Genomic DNA, 23,165 nt, shown 5'->3' with positions numbered 1-23,165 from the left:
ACACGTAGTATTTCAATAATAGCCTTTTTTATATTCTATAATCAATCAATTACTTTTGATCGTTATTTAACTCTACATTTTCGTTTTGATTATCTTTTCCTCCTTTACTTTTAAGTAATTTAATAACAATAGGTAAAGTTGTCACTAAGATTAGGAAAATAATAATATATTCGATATAGTCTTTTAAATTGATGCCATAGCTATCCATTAACCACACTTGTAGGTAATGTCCTGCAAATATTAGGGTAGTTGCCCATAAGAACGAACTTATAATATTATAAAGCATAAAACGCTTAAAATCCATACGTACAATTCCAGCAATAATTGGAGCGAAAGTACGAACTACTGGTAAAAAACGCGCAAATATAATAGCTCTACCACCATGACGTTCAAAGAAAACTTTAGACTCGTATAGATATTTTTTCTTATAAATGAAATTGTCCTTGACATTATAGAGATAGTTACCACTTTTAGCTCCAAACCAATATCCAAAGGCGTTTCCAAATATTCCAGCTAATGCAATAAAAGTGGAAAGTAAAGCAACATTTGCAAAGTCACTATCTATATTGAACAATTCTTGCATTAAAGCAGTACTATATATACCTGCTAAGAAAAGCAAACTATCTCCTGGTAAGAAGAATCCCGCAAATAAACCTGTTTCAGCAAAAACGATAAACAATACAACATAAATTCCTATTGAGTGCCCTGCTATTTCAAGATTAATGTAGAACTCAGGATTGAGTAACTGCGAGAAAGTAAATTCGTCCATTGTATTATTCTGTATCTATATTATCAATTAAGTTCTTTTTTTCGAATTTGTCAATTGCAGCAGTAGATAAACCATTTCCTAATACATTTGTCATACTTCTACCCATATCGCAGAAATGGTCAATCGGTAAAATCAGAGCGATTCCTTCTGGTGGGATATTAAACATTGTACATGTTGCTACAATAACGATTAAGGATGCTCTAGGTACTCCAGCTACCCCTTTACTAGTAACCATAAGTACTAATAACATAGCAATTTGTTGTCCAAGCGACATGTGGATATCATAATACTGTGCAACAAATATACTTGCAAAAGTCAAGTACATCATACTTCCATCTAGGTTAAAAGAATAACCTAATGGCAATGTAAATGATACTATTTTTGGTGAACAACCATATTCTTTTAATTGTTCTACCAATTTAGGAAATACAGCTTCACTACTTGTAGTTGAGAAGGCAATTAATAATGGTTCTTTCATTGCCTTTAATAAGCGCCATACATTTTTACCAAGTATAAGATAACCAACGAATATTAAAACGATCCATAGTAGTGCTAGACCACAAGCGAAAGCTACTAAATATTTGACGTATAAGGCGAAAATAGATATTCCATTTATAGCTACTACTCCAGCTATGGCACCTAAAACACCTAAAGGAGCTGTCCACATAATATAAGATACCATTTTTAGGACGACATCTGTGATACGGTCAAGCAGTTGAATTAATCCATTTCCTTTACTTCCTAAAGTAGATAATGCGATTCCGAAAAACACTGAAAATACTACAATTTGTAATACCTCATTGTGGGCAAATGCTTCAAATATACTTTTAGGAATTAAATGTTCTATAAAACTTTGAACACTTAAGGCATCTGTTTTAGAAACTAATTCGTTAGCATTAGAGTGGTCAGTCATTTTTAAATCACTACCTACTCCTGGTTTGAAAAGATTTACAAGGATTAATCCAATGGTTAAAGAAATAAAAGAGGCAGTGATAAACCAACCCATTGCTCTTACACCTACACGGCCAACCATTTTCATGTCACCCATTTTAGCTATTCCTGTAACTAGTGTACAGAAAACAAGAGGTGCAATAATCATCTGAACTAATCGGATAAAAATAGTACCTAAAAGTTCAATGTTTTTTGCAAATACTTCTTTGTGTTCTGGGATTTGGTAATGTACAATACTTCCTATTATAATACCAATAACTAGTGCAATAATAATAGCTATAAATAGTTTATTATTCTTCATGTATTCTATATTTTGAGCGTGAAAATAGTTATTTTTTTGCAATTAATCTTCTTTTTAGAAAAAAATAACAAAATTATAAAGCAGTTTATTTTTCATTTTTATAAAAAGTATTTTCTTAAAAATATGTTATTAGGTAAATGTTTTTATAAATTTTTTATGAGATAGTTAGTTTGTGTGGATATTGTTGTAGTATGTATAATTGTATTGGAATAACTGATAGGAACAATTGAATTTTTATAAAAACTGATATCTCTTACTTAATTAAAAGAAAAGTTTAAATTTACGACATTATAAAACTCTAACTATGAAGAAAATATTTTTATTTGCCTTAAGTTTAGCTAGTTTATCAGCTTTTTCACAAGAGGTAATGACTAAAGAATTGCTTTGGAAATTAGGACGTGTTACTCCTATTGGAATCTCTAAAGATGGTAAAAACCTTATTTATAAGGTGGGTTATCCAAATATGACAGAAGATAAAATTGACTCTAAGACCTACCAAATTTCCTTAACCGGAGGTACTCCAATAGAAGTTACAGATTATAAGACTTTGATTAAAGATAAGAATATATCTCCTTCAGGTGAATATGTGTTATCAGATAAAGCAGTGAAAGTAAACAAAATCTTAGGGAAAGATTTATATCCAGGAATGGAAAAAACAGATACCTATGTTTTCGATGGTTTAGATTATAGACATTGGGATACTTGGAATGACGGTTCTCATAACCACGTTTTTTATGCACCAATTGCTAACGAAGCTGATGCTATAGATATTATGGCAAAGGAACCTTATGATGCACCGCAAAAGCCTTTTGGTGGTGATGAAGATTATATATGGACTCCAGATAGTAATGGAATCGTTTATGTTTCCAAAAAGAAAGAAGGTACAGCGTATGCTACAAGTACAAATACAGATTTGTATGAATATAATATCAAAACTAAGCAGACCACTAATCTGACAAAAGATAATGAGGGCTATGATACTAATCCAACATTTTCTCCTCAAGGATATTTGACTTGGTTGCAAATGAAGACTGATGGATTTGAAGCAGATAAAAATGATATTATTGTGCGTTATGATGGTCGTGATCTTAATTTAACTGCTAATTGGGATGGAACTGTCGGAGGATACCAGTGGAGCAAAGATGGTAGTAAAATTTATTTTAATGCTGCTGTTGGTGGAACAATTCAATTATTTGAAGTTAATTTTCCTGGTAAAAAACGCATTGCTCCAGTAGTAAAACAAATTACCGATGGAGATTTCGACGTAACAGGAATTGTTGGAATTGATGGGGACAAAGCTATTGTAACACGTACAGACTTTAATCATGCTACAGAGGTTTTCTCATATGATATGAAAAAGAAAACATGGAATCAAATTACTAAAGTTAATGACGAAGCATATTCAAAAATAGCGTTAAGTAAAAGTGAGAAACGCATTGTAAAAACTGTTGATGGTAAAGATATGGTGACTTGGGTGGTATATCCACCAAATTTTGATCCTAATAAAAAATATCCAACATTACTTTATTGCCAAGGGGGACCACAGTCTGCATTATCACAGTTTTATTCTTTCCGTTGGAATTTTCAACTTATGGCAGCAGAAGGGTATATTATCGTTGCTCCAAATCGTAGAGGAATGCCAGGACATGGTGTGGAATGGAATGAAGCTATTAGTAAAGATTGGGGAGGTAAACCAATGCAGGATTACTTAGCTGCTATTGACGATGTAGCTAAAGAAGATTATGTGGATAATGATAGACTAGGGGCTGTAGGAGCAAGTTATGGAGGTTATTCTGTTTTCTTCTTAGCAGGTATCCATGAAAATAGATTTAAAACGTTTATATCTCATTGTGGAGTTTTTGATTTAGTAAGTATGTATGGCACTACAGAGGAAGTATTCTTCCCTAATTTTGATACAGGAGGTGCTTATTGGGAAAAAGATAATAAAGATGCGCAAAATGCTTATGCAAACTTTAATCCAATTAATAATGTTGATAAATGGAATACACCTATTTTAGTAATTCAAGGTGGAAAAGATTATCGAGTACCAATTGGTCAAGGACAAGAAGCATTCCAAGCAGCACAATTAAGAGGAATTAAAAGTAGATTCCTTTATTTGCCAGAAGAAAATCATTGGGTAACTAAGCCTCAGAATGCTCAAGTTTGGCAAGGTGAATTCTTTCGTTGGTTAAAAGAAACTTTGTAAGAAGAAACTTACTTTAAAATTATAATTTCTATAAAAGCCCCCTTGCTTAAACTAAGCAAGGGGGCTTTTTCTTTAGCAGATACTTTTCTTGTTTTTAAATGTAAGTTGTAGACTATATTCAATTATTACATAGCAATAATTTTGAAGAAGTATTGTAGGAATAACCATTGAATTTATAATAAGGAGTGAGCTTTCTAGTTTGGATTGTAAATACTGTAATTCTTTTGCTTATTGTGTGCTTTTTTTATAAAAAAATATGTTTTTATGTGTTTTAAGAATATAGTATTGTGAATTAAATCAATTTTATGTATTAGTTGTTAAGATGTTTTTACATGACTAAAATTGTGTTAATTTTACATAAAATTTAAGAAAAAAGAGAAAAATGAAAAAGTTATTATTAAGTGTAAGCCTTTTAGGGGGTCTTTTAGTAGGTTGTAGTTCAGATGATAATGCAAATTCAAAAGATGATAACAACGGAGTTGAAGTTATTGATGGTGTAACTCAACCAAATGAAGTAATTAAGTTTATCGACAGTGCTGAAGGAGAAAGACTAGGGATTGATTATGATGAGGATATCCATGAAAAGGGAAAATCAAAATTACATTACAATAGTGATGGTAAATTAGTATCTGTACTAGGAGACAAAGGGGAAGTATTAGTAAATATTGAATATTCTAATGGAGACTTAATGAGTGTGAACGTAGAAGAAGGTGATTCTTTTAATATCTTAGATGTTATTGCAAAGCAACCTTTTCAATTTAAAAATAGAGTACGAATAAATTCTTTTGAAAATGGGAATGTAACAAGTTATACTTCTTATGGTTTTGATGACGATAATGTTTTAGTTGAAGATGAAGAGGTGACTATAGAATATGATGGTAAACCATTTTTTGCTTTTCATACTCTAAATTCTACTGGAGCTATTGATATTAGTAAGAAAACAAGTGTAGATATTGGAGCAATTAACGGTGGAGCTCTTACTGGCGAAAATACAATGAATAAATTTGTACCTGCTAATAATCCAAAAACAATAAAGTATGTTGATTTAACTAACCCTAAAAATGTTATGGAGTTAAGTATTAAATATACATATGATAACGATAACTATGTAACAGGTGGAACTTTTAGTCAGATAGGTGTAGGAGAAGAGTACGATTATATAGCTGGAAAAGATATTGAAGTAAAGACAGAAATCACAGGAAGTTTTACTATTACTTATAAAAAATAATTATAGAATAGATAAAAGGAATATACTATTAATATTTTATCTTCTTTTATTTTAGAATTATTTGAAAAAGCGAAAGGTTTATTCTGATTCATTTGGAATAAACCTTTCGCTTTTTTTATCTTTACGAATCTAACAACCTTATAATATGTTTAAAAATCAATTTAAAGCTTGGGCATTAGCATTAATGCTATCAGCTGGTTACACATTTACTTCTTTTGCACAAGATAATCTTGTTAATGCTTTAAAATATAATGCAAGCGATAAGAGTAAAGAGTTATATCAATTTACAGATGTTATTGATATCGAAAACACATCTATTAAAAATCAAGGATCTTCAGGAACGTGTTGGAGTTATTCAGCGAACTCTTTTTTAGAATCAGAAATGATTAGAATGGGGAAAAAGCCTGTTGAAATTTCTCAAATATTTACAGCCCGCAATGCTTATATTGAAAAGGGGAAGATGTATGTACGCATGCATGGAGCAGTTACTTTAGGTGATGGAGGAGCATTTCACGATGTTATCAATATGTATAGACAATATGGTGCAGTGCCACAATCAGTTTATTCAGGTTTAAATTATGGTACTTCAAAGAATCAATTTGGTGAGATGGCTGCTATTCAAGAAGGAATTTTGAAAGCAGTAGTTTCTAATCCAAATAGAAAATTAACACCAAACTGGGAAAAAGCGTATACTGCAGTTATCGACTCTTATTTGGGAGAAGCTCCTGAAAAATTCAAATGGGAAGGTAAAGAGTATACCCCAAAGACTTTTGCTAAAGAAGTGGTGGGTATTAATCCAGATGATTATATTGAGATAGGTTCAGATCTAAATTATCCTCTTTATGAAAAGTTTGTTTTACTTGTCCCTGATAACTGGGCTTTCAATCAAGTATATAATGTTAAAACAAATGAGCTAACTGATATTATTGATTATGCGGTAAAGAATGGATTTACTGTAGCTTGGGCAGGTGATGTTAGTGAGAAGTATTTTAGTTGGAAAAATGGAGTAGCATTTGTTCCAGAAAAAGAATGGGAGGATATGACAGATGAAGAGCGCAAAGAAATGTTTGAAGGTCCAAAACCAGAAAGAGTAATAACACCTGAAATGCGCCAAGAAGCATTTGATAATTACTCTACTACTGATGATCACGGAATGCATATTGTAGGTATTGCAAAGGATCAGAATGGAAGAGAATACTATATTATTAAAAATTCATGGGGAATTTCAAATGATTATAAAGGTTATATGTATATGACCAAAGAATATGTAAAATATAAAACTACAGACATCATGGTACACAAAGATGGAGTACCTAAAGATTTGGCTAAGAAGATGAAACTGTAGTTTTTAAAATCGAAAAAAAAATTGTTATGGAAAGAATTATTTCAAGTTTTGAGAAAATACTTGAAGACGTATTAACTGCTTTACCCAAGTATGCTATAGGTCTTGTTGTATTATTAGTTGGATTTTATTTAATAAAATTCATTGTTAAGTTTTTAGCAAATCGTTTTATAAGAAGGGATGTTGATAAATCCTTACAAGGTTTTCTTATTGGTTTGATAAGAATTGTTTTATATGTAGTTTTACTTGTAGTTGTTGCAGGTATCATGGGATTCAAGTCAATGAGCTTGACAGCCATATTTGGTGCAGCAGGTTTGACAGTTGGTTTAGCCTTACAAGGAAGTTTGTCAAATTTTGCAGGAGGGGTTCTAATATTAGTATTTAGTCCTTTTAAAGTGGGAGATTATATTTCAAATACTAGTGGAACAGAAGGAACTGTAGAAAGTATAGGATTATTATATACGATTATTACTGGACCTACAGGGTTAAAAATATTTAGTCCTAATGGACCATTAGCAAACTCTGTTATTACTAATTATACAGAAATAACGTCTAGACGTTATGATTTTGTAGTAGGTATTTCATATGATTCGAATATTAAAGAAGCTAGACAAGTCATTCTAGATGCGTTGGCAAAAATACCAGCGGTTTTACAAACACCTGCAGCATCAGTATTTGTAACTAATTTAGCGGATAGTTCTGTCAATCTGAATGTGAGAGTTTGGATGGATAAAACGACGTATTGGGATACAGTTTATGAAGTTCAGCAGTCAGTAAAAGTTGCTTTGGATGATGCTAAAATTAATATTCCATTTCCACAAACTGAATTACATATTGTAAGTGATGCTACTAAGTAATTATTTTAAGTAGTAAAATATACAAAGGGCTGTCTTTTTAAGACAGCCCTTTTTGTTTTTAGAAGTTTTGTATAAGATAATATTCACTTATTATCGGTCATGCAATTCATTGCAGCCTTTTTATTTTTTTAAACTTTTTTAAAAATCTCCATTTAATTATTCAAAGGTATTTTTGAATGGGAGTGCCTAAAATGATTCATGGAATATTTGATTTCTTATCTGCCTTTATTACTATAGAGGATATGATTTTTTCAACAAAGCTTCAACAGTTCTTCAAGACTTCTTCAACAAATAGCCTCCTATATAGAGCAATCATGGGGAGGTGTTGAAGAAGTGTTGAAGGATTTCGCTCTAAGGCTTATGAATACTAGCCTTATCGAGCTTCCTAATTTTAACTCAATAAATTATTTTTAACTTAACGTGTTGTAATTTAGTTAGATATGTTTTTTAAGGTTAAAAAAAAGATAGGTGTTTTTTTTTTGTTCAGATAATTAAAGTGTTGACAGAAAACTAGAAGTCAAGATGACTTCTATAGCTATTAGCAATACTACAACTGTTTTTTGATGTAAAAGAATAAAGCTGTCTTTACTTATGAAAGAGTTCCTTTATTTTAATATATTGCTATAATTATTAGTATATGTTGTTTATTAAATTGCTACATATTAGATATATTTGACTAAATATTTAAAGCAATGAAAGATATAGTATGTGTTTATTTATTTGATGGTTATTCTGATTGGGAACTTTCTTATGTTTTGCCAGAACTAACTAAATTAAAACATTTAAAAGTTGAATTTATTACTGAAGATGGAAAGAGAGTTACATCTCAGGGTGGTTTAACTATTATACCGACAAGGAGTATAGATGAAGTAAATTTCGGAAGAGTGGTTATGCTTCTTATACCAGGAGGGTCATTATGGGAGACTCCTCAAATAAATAGACTACTTATTTTTAAATTGTTAGACAATATTGTCATGAGTGGTTGTATTATTTCCGCTATATGTGGTGCTACACTTCTTTTAGCTACAAAAGGAATGCTTGATCATGTAATTCATACAAGTAATGATTTAGAGTATTTAAAAACATTAGCACCTACTTACAATGGAGAGGCATTATATATTTCATTACCTACCGTTACAGATAATAATATTAATACGGCTAATGGAATTTCGCCTGTTGAATATTCAAAAGAGATTTTATTATTGCTTAATATTGATAAAAAATACGTCGAATCTTGGTATCAATTATTTAAATATGGAATCTTTGAGCCTAGGAGAGAGCCCTGTTTTTAGAAAAAAAGAGTAGAAGTTATTTTGTTGTTGTTTTAAATATATTCTACTAAAATAAATAAAGGTTTTTGATATTATCAAAAACCTTTATTTATTTTATTCTACAATATAATTTTTATATTCTTCAGCAATTATATCAAATAAGTTGAGTAGTTCAATAGGATCATCAGTAGTAACTAATTTTAAACGATGTGGTTTAAAACCGTGAATTCCTTTAAAGTAGTTCGTATAGTGACGTCTCATCTCTACAATACCTAATCGTTCACCTTTCCATTCCATTGACCAAATTAGGTGGTTTTTTGCTGCGTCAAGTCTGTCTTTAATAGTTGGTGGAGCTAGGATTTCTCCCGTCTTAAAAAAGTGTTTTATTTCGTCGAATATCCATGGATATCCAATTGCTGCTCTGCCTATCATCATACCATCAAGACCAAAAGTCTCTTTGTATTCAAGAGCTTTTTGTGGGCTGTCGATATCACCATTTCCAAATATTGGAATTTGTATTCTTTGGTTGTTTTTAATACGCTCTATATGTGTCCAATCTGAATGCCCTTTGTACATTTGTGAGCGAGTACGGGCATGTACAGTTAATGCTTGTATACCTACATCTTGCAATCGTTCAGCAACTTCATCAATATTGATAGACTCTTCATCCCACCCTAGACGAGTTTTTACGGTAACAGGTAAATGGGTACTGTCAACAACTGCTTTTGTTAACCTCACCATTAAATCAATATCTTTCAAAACACCAGCACCAGCGCCTTTACTTACTACTTTCTTTACAGGACATCCAAAATTAATATCTACTAAATCAGGTTGAACTGTTTCTACTATCCTTGCAGATTGTGCCATCGCTTCTTCATCACCTCCGAATATTTGAATACCAACGGGTCTTTCGTAATCAAAGATGTCAAGCTTCATTTTGCTTTTCATCGCGTCACGAATTAATCCTTCTGAAGAGATAAATTCAGAATACATTAAATCAGCCCCATGTTTTTTACATAAACGACGGAAAGGTGGATCACTTACATCTTCCATTGGCGCTAATAATAATGGATGATCAGGAAGTTCTATATTGCCTATTTTAATCATTTGATTTAGTAATTTAATGCAAAAGTACAATATTTTTATAATTGATGTTTTTGATAACTCTTAATCTATGTTAAGCACTAGTTTTTATGACTATTTAATAGAAAGTTAAGTTGTATTAGTATATCTTTTTTAATTAAGAAGGATTGTGTTTATCTAGTTATTTTATTAGGTTATTCACTATCTTTAGTGAATAATTGAATATCTGATTCTATGAAATTAGCAACTTTTGAAAATACGCCATTTGAAATACAATTTTCTTTTCATCGTCTTATAAAAGCAATGGAGGAATTCGTCGCTGATGATAGAAAAAACTATATTAAGCGAGATTATTTCAAGAGCTTATTGGCTGAAGTTGATAAAGTACCCGGCAGATTATCAAATATTAAGGATGAGAAGGAATTAGAAACTTATGCTGATTTAATAAAAGAGTTATTAGAAATTATATTTCCTATAGCATTATCAAGTAATGAGATTAAAGCTGTTTCTATGCCTTTTCAAAAGATAATGTTTAATTATACTGATCGTTTTCAACGGATAATTAAAGAGAGTGGTGGAGATTATGATATAGAGATTAGAAATTTCGATTTACATCAATATTACATTGCATCCTGTTGTATCATAATGAATCATTATTTTAATACAGATTTTGATTTGACACAACCATTATTTGTTGATTTACCTGATGCAAAAGGAATTATTCATCACTACCGAGTTTTATATAATGCTGACTTTGTTGAATTAATACCTACTGAGCATGCAGTCATGCTAACTAAAGAAGATATAGAAAGATTGCAAGATAATTTTGATGATTTAGATTTGTGGATTGAAAAGTTCCCGCAAAATAGTTGGATTCTTAAGGGATTTGGTATAGTAACACTTATAGATGTGACTATTGAAAGTGCATTATCACTATTAAAAGAGAATTTCCTTAAAGCAGAATTACAGCGTGAACCTATTTCAGGAGTACTAAATCAAATCTTTAGTTCCATTTTTAAAATACCAAATTTAAGAATAGGTTATACACCTTTAGAAATTAATCAATTACTCCAAGCAGAAACTAGAGATATAATGGCTCTTAATAGTTATTTATTTAACGAGCGAGATGGTAATCTCTGCTTGTCAAAGAGGGCATATAATGAATTAGTTGTTAAGCAAAGTTACTATAGTATTTCTGATGTTGAAGAGTTAATGAAAGATGAAAGTGAGAGAGAAATGTGTACCGTCTTATATCAAAAAGGTATTAGAAGTTGTCTATTTAGTCCTGTTGTTCTATCCAGTGGGGTAGAGGGAATATTAGAAATCGTATCAGAAGAGAAAAGAGCTTTAAATAGTGTGAATGCGCAAAAGTTAGATTCTTTAATGCCTATTATTACAGAAACTTTTGCAAGAGTAAAATCGGATTTATTAAATCACGTTGAAGCTATTATACAACGTGAGTTTACAACAATACATCCAAGTGTCTATTGGAAATTTTTAGAAGAAGCAGGAAGAAATTATGTAGAGAGCGTTATTGATAAAAACTATATTATTGATCCTATTTCTTTTACAGAGGTATATCCTCTTTTTGGTGAAATTGATATAAAGGGTTCAAGTAAACTTCGCAATGATGCTATTATTAAAGATCTGATTACTCAAATTAATCAATTGCTCAAATTATTTTCAACTTGTTTAGTGAACAATAGATCTCTGATTCTTGAAAAACACACATTACAATTAAGCGCTTTTTTAAAGCAAATAGAACATGAGTTCTATTCTGGGCTAGAACAGACTATTCAAAATTATATTAAGAATGAAATACATCCTTTTTTAATTAAAGAAGACTACTTATTTGATAAGAATTGTTATAACGAGTATTTAAAATACATTGATTTTGAGTTTGATATATATTAGCGATATAGAAAAATATTTGATAGTCAGGTAGGTAGAATGAACAAGGAGTTCTCTGACCTTTTGGATGAGAGACAAAAGATAGTTCAGCAAGTATACCCACATTATTATGAACGCTTTAAAACAGATGGAGTAGAGCACAATATATACATTGGTAATTCAATATGCCCAGAAAGAGTATTTGATTTTACTTATTTACAAAATTTGCGTTTGTGGCAATTGCAGGTCATGTCAGAATTAATGTGTGTTCATTATCGCAATAATATTCAAGATAGTATCACAATGGATGTTACTGTTTTAATTTTTGTATATGACACTTCATTAGCAATTCAGTTTCGCATGGATGAAAAACGTTTTGATATTGATGGGTCTTACAATACTCGCTATGAAATAATCAAAAAGAGATTAGATAAAGCGTGTATTAAAAATAGCGACAATCGAATCGTTCAACCAAAGCAAATTACAATAGCTTTTGTATCTAAAAAAGATTTAGAAGAGTACAAAAGTTATATATATTACGAGCAAGCCATTGGAATCTTAGATAACGACATAGAAGAGTTTGAAATCGAAGAATTACAAGGTGTGTCAGGACTGCTTGGTCTGCGTGTAAGTGTAAATACTAACTTTGATATTGATAAACTAGACTATTCTAATTTGATGCATAATTTCCTTAGAAGCCAATACCTCTAAATGCAATAATAAATGCTAAAACAGATACAAGAATACCAATTGTAAATACAGTATAGGTTATACGTAAGAACATATATTTTCTATTCAAGACCTTGCCTAGACTATAAAGGTCTTTTGTAAGTGCATGATGTAAATAATCTGTGTTTTTTAATATAGTTAATAATGTTTTTTCATATTCTTCAAAAGGCATTTGATGAAAAGTACCAAAGAAGAGTAGATTTACTTCATTGTTGTCCACTTGTTCTTTTGTGAACTTTCCTGAGGTAATTTTTGGTCTAGTAGATAAAATTGCAAATATAATAGAGGCCACGCTAAACATAATTAATATAAAAGTAGGATATATTAAGTGAGCGTTACTAGGACTATCCAATTTAGGAATTAAGGTAGATAGACAAATTGATATAATAATAGCATTTACTGAAAGAAGGATGTTAGCTTTTCTGTCAGCAATAGCACTTAATTGCGTATGATTGCGAAGTGTTGTACGGAATAAAGTATCAATTGTTCGATTAGATTCCGTCTTTTTGTCTTTCTTTTTACGTTGTTTTATCTTCTCTATTTTAGATAAGATATCAAGTAAGTTTTGTTGTTTTCTAGGTTGCCATTCACGTTGAGCATAATCTGTATAATATCGATGCTTATAAAGCATGATATCTCTATTCTGATAATGCCATTCTAAGTCCGTAAAAGTTTTGTTACAGAAATGTTCTACTTCTTTTCTTAACAGGTTACTTATCTCAACGTAGTTATTATCAGAAAAATGAGCAAAATCTGCATCTTTTAGGATAGCTTCTAAATCATCTTCAGGAATATAATCTAATTTAGTTGCACGTATTAATTGCATTACGACTAAGACATCATCTACATCAACACCATTTTCTAAAAGAAAAGTCTGTGCCATTTGAGCACCTCTTTCTTCATGACCCTCCCAAGAATTAATATAACCAATATCGTGAAACCATGCAGCGTAGCGAAGTAAGTTAGCTTCTTTTTCACTAACTTTATGATGTTTTAAAATTTCTTCTAACCCATTAACAACTCGAATGGTATGGTTAAAGTTGTGGTACGTATATTGATGTGATAATGTATCTTTGTGAGTCTGAAAAATATGTTCTTCAACTTTTTGTAGAATCGTCATATATAAAAACCTTTAGTCCCTCTAAATTATGAAATTAATTCTTGACATATTTGTTAACGCTAGAAAAATAGCTTTATTATTTCTTTTTACAGTGCTTTCCCATCTTTCTCTTTATTCTTTCACCTTAGACGATATTGAGATAAATGATTGGAAAGGTGTTGGAGCAAGTGGAGATAGTACTAAAGTAGTATCGCATACTTATTTTCTCTTAGGCAATGGTGGGAATATCTCTTCAGAAGCAGAAAAAAAAGCTTTTAAAGAGTTAAAGAAAGAGTTGGACAATTTTAGCTCAGACAACAGTACCATAATTTTTCTTGGAAATAATACCAAAGGGGGTATATCAAAAAAAGATGTCAAGGAAGGCGATAAAAAATTAGACAGACAAATAACGTTAGCAAAATATTTCAAAGGGAATACGGTTTTTATTAATGGGAATGAGGATTGGAAAAGAGGTTATGAAGGAGTGAAGAGATTGTCTACTATACTTGAAGAAAAATTAGAAAATAAGAAGGCATTATTACCGCGAAAAGTTTGTGGATACGAACGCTTAAAAATTAATGAAGAGACTATCTTAATTACTGTTGATAGTCAATGGTTTTTGGAGGACTGGAATAAGCATCCAAATATTAATGAAGATTGTGATATTAAAACACGTGAAGATTTTTTTAATGAATTAAGAGGAGAGATTAATAAAAACCAAAACAAGGTGGTTATTCTAGCTATGCACCATCCTGTTTTCAGCAATGGTAATTACGGAGGTAAGTTTTCTTTTAAAGATCATTTGTTTCCTTTTCAGAATGGGATGCCTTTACCATTGGTAGGATCGGTGATTAACTACACGAGAGCTATGTCTGGTATTGATCCACAAGATTTACAGAGCAAAAAATATAATGAACTAAATAAGCGTATTCGAACAATGGCTCAGATGTTTGATAATGTTATTATAGTATCTGGACATGAGCACAATCTACAATTTATAGAACGCGATAATATTAAACAAGTAATATCAGGAGCGTTAGGAGATTTGTCGTTTGCAAGGGAAGTTGTAAAAGAGGACTTTGCAACGTCTTCTTACGGCTATGCGCAGATTGACGTCTTAAAAGATAAAACAGCAATATTAAAGTTTTATACCTATTCAGATGATAAATACGCATTAGTATATGAACAACCAATAATTTCTTTTGAGGAATATATTGGTAAAGATCTTCCTATACTTGAATCTGAAACGATACAGGCAAGTGTTTACCCAAATTCACTCACACAAAAGACAGGGTGGTACCGTTTTTTATGGGGAGAGCACTATAGAGATATTTATGGCAGACCAGTAGAAGTAGAAATAGGATATTTAGATAAAATAAAAGGAGGACTTACTCCATTGATATCTGGAGGAGGAAATCAATCTATGTCTTTGCGATTAGTTGATGCTGAGGGAAAGCAATACGTCATGAGAGGTGTAAAGAAAAGTGTTTCTAGATTTGTACAGAGTGCCGTTTTTAAAGATCAGTACGTAATGAACTCTTTTGAAAATACTTGGGCAGAACGCTTTATATATGATTTTTATACTACTGCCCATCCTTATACGCCGTTTATTATTGGAGATTTATCAGAAGTAATAGGATTGTATCATACTAACCCTGAATTATATTACATCCCAAAACAGCCTCTTTTAGGAAAATTTAATGAAAAATATGGGGATGAACTTTATATGATTGAAGAGCGACCATCTGAGGGGTATGAAGATGAAGACAGTTTTGGCAACGCAAAGAAGATAATTAGCACTACTGATGTAATTGCTAAGCTGCGAAAAGATGAGAAGTACTCGGTAGATCAAAAAGCTTTTTTAAGAGCTAGAATATTCGATATGCTTATTGGTGATTGGGATAGACATGGAGATCAATGGCGCTGGTCAGAGTTTGATGAAGGTGATAGAGTGATTTATCGACCAGTTCCAAGAGATAGGGATCAAGCTTTTGCTAAGATTGATGGAGCTTTGTTAAAATGGATTATGAAGTTGCCTCCTTTGCGCCATATGCAAAATTATAAGGAAGAGTTTGCTAATCCTAGATGGTTAAATATGACAGCTTTTCCATTAGATCAGTATCTATTAAAATCTACTACTGAACAAGATTGGATAAATGAGGCAAAAGATATAGTTGCTACATTAGATGATGATACGATAGATGCAATATTTGCTAAACTTCCTAAAGAAGTGCAAGATGAAGAGATTGAAAATATAAAGCGTGTTTTTAAGGCTAGAAAAGAAAATATTTTAGCTTATCTACCAAAGTATTATCACAAGTTACGTGAGTATGTTGTCTTAACAGGGACAGATAAGAAGGACTCATTTGAAATTGAAAGATTAGCAAATGGCGAAGTTAAAGTAATGCAATACCGCGATAAAAAAGCAGGTAAGGAGCTACAATTTGAAAAAATATATAGCCCAACAGAAACAAAGGAAATATGGCTATACGGCTTGAATGATGAAGATGTATTTACAGTAACTGGCAATGAGAAGGCTAAAATTAAATTGCGTCTAATAGGTGGTAAGAATAAAGACTTATTTAATATAGAAAATACTAGTAAGGTAATAGTATATGATTATGCAGATAAGAAGAATGAAATTATTGATAATGGATCAAATAACGTAAGAAAGTTTATTAGCAATTCGTATGATTTAAATAATTTTAATTACGTAAATATTCCAATTAGAGTAAATATGTTATTGCCTAATATTGGTTATAATCCAGAAGACGGAGTTAAATTAGGCTTTATGTTTTCTTCTAAACAATCAAAGTTTGTTAGAGATCCTTTTAGCAGTAAACATGTTCTGAAAGGTTTTTACTCTTTTAATACAAAAGGTGTTGAATTAGATTACAAAGGTTATTTTCCTAATGCTACTAATAGATGGATGTTTACAATTGCGGGACGTGCGACTAGTCCAAACTTTGCTATTAATTATTATGGTATGGGTAATGAGACTTTTTATTTTGATAAAAAGGAAGGAAATAATTACAAGCGAGTACGAATAGAAAGTTACTCTGTTTCTCCGGGTTATAGATACGAAGGTGAAAGAGGTGGTAATTTTGAAGCTAATATTTCTTACGAAGCTCTTAAAGTTCAAAATAAGTCGAATCGTTTTATTACTAGTTCTCCTGATGTAGTAAATCAAAATGTATTTGATTACCAGCAGTATGGAACTATAAAAGGGCAGTATAGTTATGAACAATACAATTACCCAGCTAATCCAACAATAGGTTTTGGTTTCAATTCTACTTTAGGATGGAAAATGAACTTAAAAGAGGAAAAACAAAACTTTGCATTTTTGGACATGAAAGTGAACTTTATTCATTTTATTGATAGAGGAGAACGATTTGTATTAGCAACAAACTTTAATTATCAAACTAGGTTTAATAATAATTATGAATTTTATCATGCAGCAACTGCAGGGGGGAATGCTAATTTAAGAGGCTTTAGACCAGAGCGATTTACAGGAAAAACATCTTTTGTTCACACAACAGATATCCGTTTTAATGCTGGTCAATTTACTGCGGGCTTTATCCCAATGAGTTATGGGTTTTATGGTGGGTTTGATTACGGTAGAGTTTGGTTACCTAATGAGAAATCAAATAAATGGCATAACTCTTATGGTGCAGGTTTTTGGATTAATGCTATTGAACAAGCCACCCTCCACCTATCTTATTTTAATAGTGTAGATGGAGGACGTCTTGTATTTGGATTAGGATTTGGGTTTTAAAGGACCCAAATCTACTTTGTATATTTTGCCTCCTTTTTTATCTTTTACTTCATCAGCTAGATAAATAGTATTATTGTCTCCAAAAGTAATTGCTTCTTTTTGAGAAATATGTTTCAGTTTTCTTTCAGTTATGATACCATCAAGAATAGCATTTGGATTAAAACTATCAACAATCCATATTTTAGAATGAGAAAGTAATACAAAAGTTTTTTGATCAGGGCTAATAGCCGCTCCTGTAATAGCGCAATGTTTATAAATATTACATCCTTTAAAAGTTTGTACAAGATTAGCCTTGTGATTTCCACTTTCATTAGGAACTTTATATACTAAAGAAGTCCCATCAAAACCTTTACTTCTATTTTTTGTAAAAATGTAGAAGTTGTTATTGTAATGAAAAAATGCTTCTGCATCATATAACTTTTCATTATCATTTGGTGGAAACTTTGTTTGCTCTGGATATTCAAACGAGATTATAGAAGAAGGAGTTGCTTTACTTTTTGTAAGATCCTCTTTATTAATCTTTAGAATTCTTAAATCTTTACGTTGATTCTTATTGTTTCCGAAATCACCGATATACAAGTTACCTTGTTGATCAGCAGTAAGTTCTTCCCAATCTATATTTTCTGCGTTTTCAATTTCAAGGGTATGTATTATATTTCCTTTATTATCTAATTGATAAATCTCGTTTTTGTTACCACTGTCTTGTAATACCCAAAAAGTATTAGAATTTGTATCATAGTGCATACCTGATACTTCTTTTAAATGATTAGGTAACGTAATATAATCGTGTATTACGTCTCCTTTCTTACCACATCCAACTAATGTAAACAAACTAAAAATAGCTATGCTTAAATGTAATCTCATAACAATATAATTTTGTATTGTATAAAGTTACTAAAAGAGTTCTGATAATAGAACACTACACGAGAGATTATTCTTGATTGATTTTTACTTAAAAATGATGTAAATAAGGCTTGAATGTTAAGGTGAATAATAAAAATTACATTATAATTCAAACTTTAAAGTATATTTGCAAAATATAGGCATGTTATATTTATTTGAGATGCTATACAACTTTGATTATATGATTATTGAAAGTCGTTTCAATACTTCTAATGGGCATATAATCTAATTTTAAACTTTGATATTACGAAGAATGAAGAACATTAGAAACTTTTGTATTATTGCTCACATTGACCATGGTAAAAGTACGTTAGCTGACCGCTTGCTAGATGCTACACAGACAGTAACAGCTAGAGAGCAACAAGCCCAACTTTTAGACAGTATGGATTTAGAGCGTGAGAGAGGGATTACTATTAAATCTCATGCTATTCAAATGGAGTATGTTCATAATGGCGAAAAGTATATTTTAAATTTAATAGATACTCCAGGGCACGTAGACTTTTCTTATGAAGTTTCTAGGTCTATTGCTGCTTGTGAAGGAGCTTTATTAATTGTTGATGCTGCACAAAGTATTCAAGCACAAACGATATCTAATCTTTATTTAGCTTTAGAGAATGATTTGACAATTATTCCTGTTTTAAATAAAATAGATTTACCTAGTGCAAATCCTGAAGAAGTTAGTGATGATATTGTTAACCTATTAGGATGTGATTACGATGAAATTATTCCAGCGTCTGGTAAAACAGGATTAGGAGTAGATAAGATATTAGAAGCAATTATTGAAAAAGTTCCAGCTCCTAAAGGAAATGTTGATGAGCCTTTACAGGCGCTTATTTTTGACTCTGTATATAATCCTTTTAGAGGTATTGAAGTTATATTCCGTGTGATTAACGGTAAGATAACAAAAGGGCAGAAGATCAAATTCATGGCTACTGGTAAAGAATATTTTGCAGATGAAATCGGGACACTAAAATTAAACCAAGTACCAAAGCAAGAAATTTCTAGTGGAGATGTTGGTTATTTAATTTCTGGAATTAAAGAAGCTCGTGAAATAAAAGTAGGGGATACACTTACTGATGCAAAAGTACCTACTCAAAATATGATTGAAGGTTTTGAGAACGTAAAACCAATGGTATTTGCAGGTATTTATCCAGTAGATACAGAAGATTATGAAGAGTTGCGTAATTCAATGGAGAAATTACAGCTTAATGATGCTTCTCTAGTATTTGCTGCAGAGAGTTCAGCAGCTTTAGGTTTTGGGTTCCGTTGTGGATTCTTAGGAATGTTACACATGGAGATTATCCAAGAGCGTTTGGAAAGAGAATTTAATATGACTGTTATTACAACTGTTCCTAACGTTTCTTACTTAGCCTATACTAAGAAAGAACCAGAGAAAGGAATCATTGTAAATAATCCATCTGATTTACCAGAACCTTCTAAATTAGAAAGAGTAGAAGAACCATATATTAAAGCAACGATTATTACAAAGTCTGATTTCGTTGGACAAGTAATGAGTTTGTGTATTGACAAACGTGGTATTATTACAAATCAAACTTATTTAACTGAAGATAGAGTTGAATTAATGTTTGATATGCCATTGGCAGAGATTGTATTTGATTTTTATGATAGATTAAAAACTGTATCTAAAGGATATGCTTCTTTTGACTATTCTCCTATAGGTATGCGTACATCTAATCTTGTAAAAGTTGACGTGATGTTAAACGCTAACGTTGTAGATGCTTTGTCTGCATTAATGCACGCTGATAATGCTTATCACATTGGTAAAAAGATGTGTGAGAAATTAAAAGAACTTATACCACGTCAGCAATTTGATATTCCTATCCAAGCTGCAATTGGTGTTAAAGTAATTGCGCGTGAGACTGTTAAAGCATTGCGTAAAGACGTTACTGCAAAATGTTATGGAGGAGATATCTCTCGTAAACGTAAATTACTTGAAAAACAAAAGGCTGGTAAGAAACGTATGAGACAAGTAGGTAACGTTGAAATACCACAAGAAGCATTTATGGCTGTATTAAAATTAAATGATTAATACGTTATAATTTATACTATAAAGAAGAGGGTGCCCCAAAAGGCACCCTCTTTCTTTTTTAATAATTATTTTTATATAAGTCTATATTGTTTAAAAGAGTTTGTTTGTCTAAGTAACCAGATTGTTTCCAAAGCAACTTACCTTTTCTAAATAGCATTAGTGTAGGCACTCCTCTCATTTGATATAATGTACTATATTGAGTAGTTAAAGCAGTATTCTTGTCTACGTCTATCTTTATTATAGTAATTTGATCTTGTAAAACAGCTTTTACCTCTTTTAACACAGGAGTTAGCATTTGACAAGGACCACACCAAGTAGCAAAAAAGTCTACTAAAACTAATTGATCACTTTGTATAAGTTGTTCAAAATTATTCATGCTATACTATTTTTTGTCAGATGTACTGCAAGTAGATGTACAAATACCCTCTGTAATAGGTAAGTTAGTTTTTTTGATTGCTCCAAAACCACCAATTACATCAATCATGTTGTGATACCCTCTAGCTTTCAAGATAGAAGCTGCTATCAATGATCTATAACCTCCAGCACAATGGATATAAAATTTTCCATCTGTAGGGAAATCCTCAATGTGATCATTAATAAAATCTAAAGGAGAATGTGTAAGATTATCGTACTTTAAATGAGCAGAGTTATATTCTCCTGGTTTGCGTACATCTACGATTTTTATAGGATCTTGTTGTAGTTTTGCTTCAAACTCTTCTGCTGTTACTTGCTCTACAGTATCATATTCTTTATTAGAGTCTTTCCAAGAGTTAAATCCTCCTGATAAGTAACCTAAGGTATTGTCATATCCTACACGAGATAAACGTATAATAGCTTCTTCTTCTCTTCCTTGAGGAGCGATAATTAAGATTGCTTGTTTAATATCTGTAATTAAAGCACCTACCCATGGAGCAAATTGACCATCTAATCCAATAAATATAGAACCTGGAATATGACCATTAGCAAAGTCAGAAGCTGAACGGACATCTAATAACAATGCCCCAGATTCCTCTGCTAAAGCTTCAAATTCGTCAGGGGATAATGGTTTATTTGCTTCTACTATCTTTTCAACATTCTCATATCCTTCTTTATTCAATTTTACGTTTAAAGGGAAATATGCTGGAGGAGGAAGTAATCCATCAGTAACTTCTTTTACGAATTCTTCTTCAGTCATATCAGCTCGCAAGGCATAATTTGTTTGTTTTTGCTCACCTAATGTACCTACGGTTTCTTTGCTTAGATTTTTTCCACATGCAGATCCTGCTCCGTGTGCTGGATAAACGATTACATCATCTTCCAATACCATTATTTTGTTGCGCAAACTTTGATATAATGTTGCCGCTAATTGCTCTTGTGTAAGATTTGCCGCTTTTTGTGCAAGATCAGGTCGTCCCACATCACCTAAAAACAAAGTATCTCCACTAAAGATAGCATGATTTTTACCATTTTCATCTTTTAGTAAATAGGTTGTACTTTCCATTGTGTGACCTGGGGTGTGTAGGGCTACTATTGTAATATCTCCTAGCTTGAACTCTTCACCATCCTTAGCGATGTGAGCATTAAAGGTTGGATTTGCATTTGGTCCATATATAATCGGAGCACCAGTTTTTTCTGCTAATGTCACGTGTCCACTCACAAAGTCAGCATGGAAATGCGTTTCAAAGATATATTTTATTTTTGCATTATCTTTTTGAGCTTTATTTATATATGGTTGTACCTCTCTTAGAGGGTCTATGATAGCTGCCTCCCCATTACTTTCTATATAGTAAGCACCTTGTGCAAGGCAACCTGTATAGATTTGTTCTATTTTCATATCGTTGTTAATTTTTATTGTTGTAGTAAAAATAGTAAGATGTTTTTAATTTGAGGGTAACTTGTGTTACCAAACTAAATAAAAACCTCCTTAATGATAATATATATTGCCATAGTAAGAACAAAATAGCCAAACCCCTTTTTTAAATTGTTGTCAGGAATAAATTTGGTTAGAGCTATCCCAATGAATATTCCAATTATTGAAATAGCTGAGAATGTTAGCAATAGCTCCCAATCTATCGGTGTGTGTTTTAAATCTCCTAAAAAGCCTATGAGTGATTGAATAGCAATAATACATAGTGAAGTACCGATTGCTTTTTTCATTGGGATATTAGCAAATAAAACCAAAGCGGGGATTATTAAGAATCCTCCTCCAGCACCCACTGTACCAGCTAATAATCCAATTAGAACTCCTTGTATACTTAGGCTAAAAGGGGAGTTTTTATTATCTGTTGAGGTATTACTTACCTTTTTTGGAATAATCATTTTTGTTGCAGAAGTAAACATTACTATTGCAAATAAAATCATTAGTGCCATATTTTTATTTATAGCTATATTTCCAATATTGATAAAATCTGGAACTAAAGGTAGCAGATATGCTCTAGTTAAATAAACTGTTATCAATGATGGTATTCCAAAAAGGAGAACAGCTTTTTTGTCTACTTTTTTATCTATTAGGTTTTTTACTCCCCCTACTAAAGAGGTAGAGCCCACAATAAACAAAGAATAGGCAGTTGCTATAAACGGTTCTATATTCATTATATAAACTAAAATTGGAACCGTCAAAATAGAACCACCACTTCCAATTAATCCAAGTGAGATTCCTATAAGTAAAGCAAGTGAATAGCCTATAATTGTTGATATTTCTAACATTTTGCTAAGGTTGGGTTATGCTCTTA

17 protein-coding genes are annotated in these 23,165 nt (G+C 31.5%); 9 read left to right on the top strand and 8 right to left on the bottom strand.

Annotated elements, in window-relative coordinates:
* Positions 1-49: 49 nt before the first annotated feature.
* On the bottom strand, positions 50-769 hold the full coding sequence (locus tag RH98_RS04845) for a DedA family protein (protein ID WP_010251132.1): 720 nt from the start codon (positions 767-769) through the stop codon (positions 50-52).
* Between the two features lie 4 nt (positions 770-773).
* Complete coding sequence (locus tag RH98_RS04840; protein ID WP_010251130.1) at positions 774-2,021, bottom strand: dicarboxylate/amino acid:cation symporter; 1,248 nt, start codon at positions 2,019-2,021, stop codon at positions 774-776.
* A 304-nt stretch (positions 2,022-2,325) separates the two neighbouring features.
* Here RH98_RS04840 and RH98_RS04835 point away from each other — a divergent pair, with 304 nt between their 5' ends.
* The 5 genes from RH98_RS04835 (at position 2,326) to RH98_RS04815 (ending at position 8,946) form a co-directional block, all read left to right on the top strand.
* A complete protein-coding gene (locus RH98_RS04835) occupies positions 2,326-4,227 on the top strand; it encodes a S9 family peptidase (RefSeq protein ID WP_010251128.1) in 1,902 nt (633 codons plus the stop codon).
* A gap of 382 nt (positions 4,228-4,609) precedes the next feature.
* Positions 4,610-5,455 (top strand): hypothetical protein, encoded by an 846-nt coding sequence (locus RH98_RS04830; protein ID WP_010251126.1) that lies wholly within the window; start codon positions 4,610-4,612, stop codon positions 5,453-5,455.
* Between the two features lie 145 nt (positions 5,456-5,600).
* Positions 5,601-6,800, top strand: coding sequence for a C1 family peptidase (locus tag RH98_RS04825; protein WP_010251124.1), 1,200 nt, complete (start codon positions 5,601-5,603; stop codon positions 6,798-6,800).
* 26 nt (positions 6,801-6,826) lie between these two features.
* Positions 6,827-7,654: a mechanosensitive ion channel family protein gene (locus RH98_RS04820; RefSeq protein WP_010251122.1), complete on the top strand. Its 828-nt coding sequence runs from the start codon at positions 6,827-6,829 to the stop codon at positions 7,652-7,654.
* Between the two features lie 692 nt (positions 7,655-8,346).
* The gene (locus RH98_RS04815) at positions 8,347-8,946 is read left to right on the top strand and encodes a DJ-1/PfpI family protein (RefSeq protein WP_010251120.1); all 600 of its coding nucleotides are present in this window, start codon (positions 8,347-8,349) and stop codon (positions 8,944-8,946) included.
* A 93-nt stretch (positions 8,947-9,039) separates the two neighbouring features.
* On the opposite strand, the gene dusB is transcribed toward RH98_RS04815, so the two are convergent.
* Positions 9,040-10,032, bottom strand: coding sequence for a tRNA dihydrouridine synthase DusB (dusB, locus tag RH98_RS04810; RefSeq protein ID WP_010251118.1), 993 nt, complete (start codon positions 10,030-10,032; stop codon positions 9,040-9,042).
* Between the two features lie 210 nt (positions 10,033-10,242).
* Here dusB and RH98_RS04805 point away from each other — a divergent pair, with 210 nt between their 5' ends.
* Together RH98_RS04805 and RH98_RS16005 are read left to right on the top strand one after the other, a co-directional pair.
* Entirely contained in the window at positions 10,243-11,922 is a 1,680-nt protein-coding gene (locus tag RH98_RS04805; protein ID WP_237717507.1) for a hypothetical protein, read from the top strand.
* A 36-nt stretch (positions 11,923-11,958) separates the two neighbouring features.
* The gene (locus RH98_RS16005) at positions 11,959-12,609 is read left to right on the top strand and encodes a hypothetical protein (RefSeq protein WP_237717506.1); all 651 of its coding nucleotides are present in this window, start codon (positions 11,959-11,961) and stop codon (positions 12,607-12,609) included.
* Here RH98_RS16005 and RH98_RS04800 read toward each other — a convergent pair.
* A complete protein-coding gene (locus tag RH98_RS04800; RefSeq protein ID WP_010251116.1) occupies positions 12,590-13,747 on the bottom strand; it encodes a Pycsar system effector family protein in 1,158 nt (385 codons plus the stop codon). The two genes, RH98_RS16005 and RH98_RS04800, sit on opposite strands and share 20 nt — an antisense overlap.
* Positions 13,748-13,775: 28 nt before the next feature.
* Between RH98_RS04800 and RH98_RS04795 the strand changes: the two genes are divergently transcribed.
* The gene (locus RH98_RS04795; RefSeq protein WP_010251114.1) at positions 13,776-17,501 is read left to right on the top strand and encodes a bifunctional metallophosphoesterase/BamA family protein; all 3,726 of its coding nucleotides are present in this window, start codon (positions 13,776-13,778) and stop codon (positions 17,499-17,501) included.
* On the opposite strand, the gene RH98_RS04790 is transcribed toward RH98_RS04795, so the two are convergent.
* Entirely contained in the window at positions 17,484-18,365 is an 882-nt protein-coding gene (locus RH98_RS04790; protein ID WP_010251112.1) for an SdiA-regulated domain-containing protein, read from the bottom strand. The two genes, RH98_RS04795 and RH98_RS04790, sit on opposite strands and share 18 nt — an antisense overlap.
* 292 nt (positions 18,366-18,657) lie before the next feature.
* Between RH98_RS04790 and lepA the strand changes: the two genes are divergently transcribed.
* A complete protein-coding gene (gene lepA, locus RH98_RS04785) occupies positions 18,658-20,454 on the top strand; it encodes a translation elongation factor 4 (RefSeq protein WP_010251110.1) in 1,797 nt (598 codons plus the stop codon).
* A gap of 58 nt (positions 20,455-20,512) precedes the next feature.
* Here the strand turns inward: lepA and trxA are convergent, their stop codons facing one another.
* The 3 genes from trxA to RH98_RS04770 all read right to left on the bottom strand — a co-directional run bounded on the left by trxA (position 20,513) and on the right by RH98_RS04770 (position 23,139).
* Positions 20,513-20,830 (bottom strand): thioredoxin, encoded by a 318-nt coding sequence (trxA, locus tag RH98_RS04780; protein ID WP_010251108.1) that lies wholly within the window; start codon positions 20,828-20,830, stop codon positions 20,513-20,515.
* 6 nt (positions 20,831-20,836) lie between these two features.
* A complete protein-coding gene (locus tag RH98_RS04775; RefSeq protein WP_010251106.1) occupies positions 20,837-22,267 on the bottom strand; it encodes an MBL fold metallo-hydrolase in 1,431 nt (476 codons plus the stop codon).
* Between the two features lie 74 nt (positions 22,268-22,341).
* Complete coding sequence (locus RH98_RS04770; protein WP_010251104.1) at positions 22,342-23,139, bottom strand: sulfite exporter TauE/SafE family protein; 798 nt, start codon at positions 23,137-23,139, stop codon at positions 22,342-22,344.
* Between the last annotated feature and the right edge of the window lie 26 nt (positions 23,140-23,165).

It is taken from the genome of Myroides injenensis M09-0166 (genome assembly GCF_000246945.1).
Lineage (GTDB): Bacteria > Bacteroidota > Bacteroidia > Flavobacteriales > Flavobacteriaceae > Flavobacterium > Flavobacterium injenense.
Note: the sequence above shows the minus strand (reverse complement) of the source record. Positions and strands in the feature narration are given on the sequence as shown.

What these genes read in the sequence shown, in the direction of transcription:
- RH98_RS04830 (WP_010251126.1), top strand. Translation starts at nt 4,610, where the DNA reads ATGAAAAAGTTATTATTAAGTGTAAGCCTTTTAGGGGGTCTTTTAGTA.
- RH98_RS04815 (WP_010251120.1), top strand. Translation starts at nt 8,347, where the DNA reads ATGAAAGATATAGTATGTGTTTATTTATTTGATGGTTATTCTGATTGG.
- RH98_RS04835 (WP_010251128.1), top strand. Translation starts at nt 2,326, where the DNA reads ATGAAGAAAATATTTTTATTTGCCTTAAGTTTAGCTAGTTTATCAGCT.
- RH98_RS04800 (WP_010251116.1), bottom strand. Translation starts at nt 13,747, where the DNA reads ATGACGATTCTACAAAAAGTTGAAGAACATATTTTTCAGACTCACAAA.
- RH98_RS04770 (WP_010251104.1), bottom strand. Translation starts at nt 23,139, where the DNA reads ATGTTAGAAATATCAACAATTATAGGCTATTCACTTGCTTTACTTATA.
- RH98_RS16005 (WP_237717506.1), top strand. Translation starts at nt 11,959, where the DNA reads ATGAACAAGGAGTTCTCTGACCTTTTGGATGAGAGACAAAAGATAGTT.
- RH98_RS04790 (WP_010251112.1), bottom strand. Translation starts at nt 18,365, where the DNA reads ATGAGATTACATTTAAGCATAGCTATTTTTAGTTTGTTTACATTAGTT.
- RH98_RS04845 (WP_010251132.1), bottom strand. Translation starts at nt 769, where the DNA reads ATGGACGAATTTACTTTCTCGCAGTTACTCAATCCTGAGTTCTACATT.
- RH98_RS04795 (WP_010251114.1), top strand. Translation starts at nt 13,776, where the DNA reads ATGAAATTAATTCTTGACATATTTGTTAACGCTAGAAAAATAGCTTTA.
- RH98_RS04840 (WP_010251130.1), bottom strand. Translation starts at nt 2,021, where the DNA reads ATGAAGAATAATAAACTATTTATAGCTATTATTATTGCACTAGTTATT.
- RH98_RS04820 (WP_010251122.1), top strand. Translation starts at nt 6,827, where the DNA reads ATGGAAAGAATTATTTCAAGTTTTGAGAAAATACTTGAAGACGTATTA.
- RH98_RS04775 (WP_010251106.1), bottom strand. Translation starts at nt 22,267, where the DNA reads ATGAAAATAGAACAAATCTATACAGGTTGCCTTGCACAAGGTGCTTAC.
- lepA (WP_010251110.1), top strand. Translation starts at nt 18,658, where the DNA reads ATGAAGAACATTAGAAACTTTTGTATTATTGCTCACATTGACCATGGT.
- RH98_RS04825 (WP_010251124.1), top strand. Translation starts at nt 5,601, where the DNA reads ATGTTTAAAAATCAATTTAAAGCTTGGGCATTAGCATTAATGCTATCA.
- RH98_RS04805 (WP_237717507.1), top strand. Translation starts at nt 10,243, where the DNA reads ATGAAATTAGCAACTTTTGAAAATACGCCATTTGAAATACAATTTTCT.
- trxA (WP_010251108.1), bottom strand. Translation starts at nt 20,830, where the DNA reads ATGAATAATTTTGAACAACTTATACAAAGTGATCAATTAGTTTTAGTA.
- dusB (WP_010251118.1), bottom strand. Translation starts at nt 10,032, where the DNA reads ATGATTAAAATAGGCAATATAGAACTTCCTGATCATCCATTATTATTA.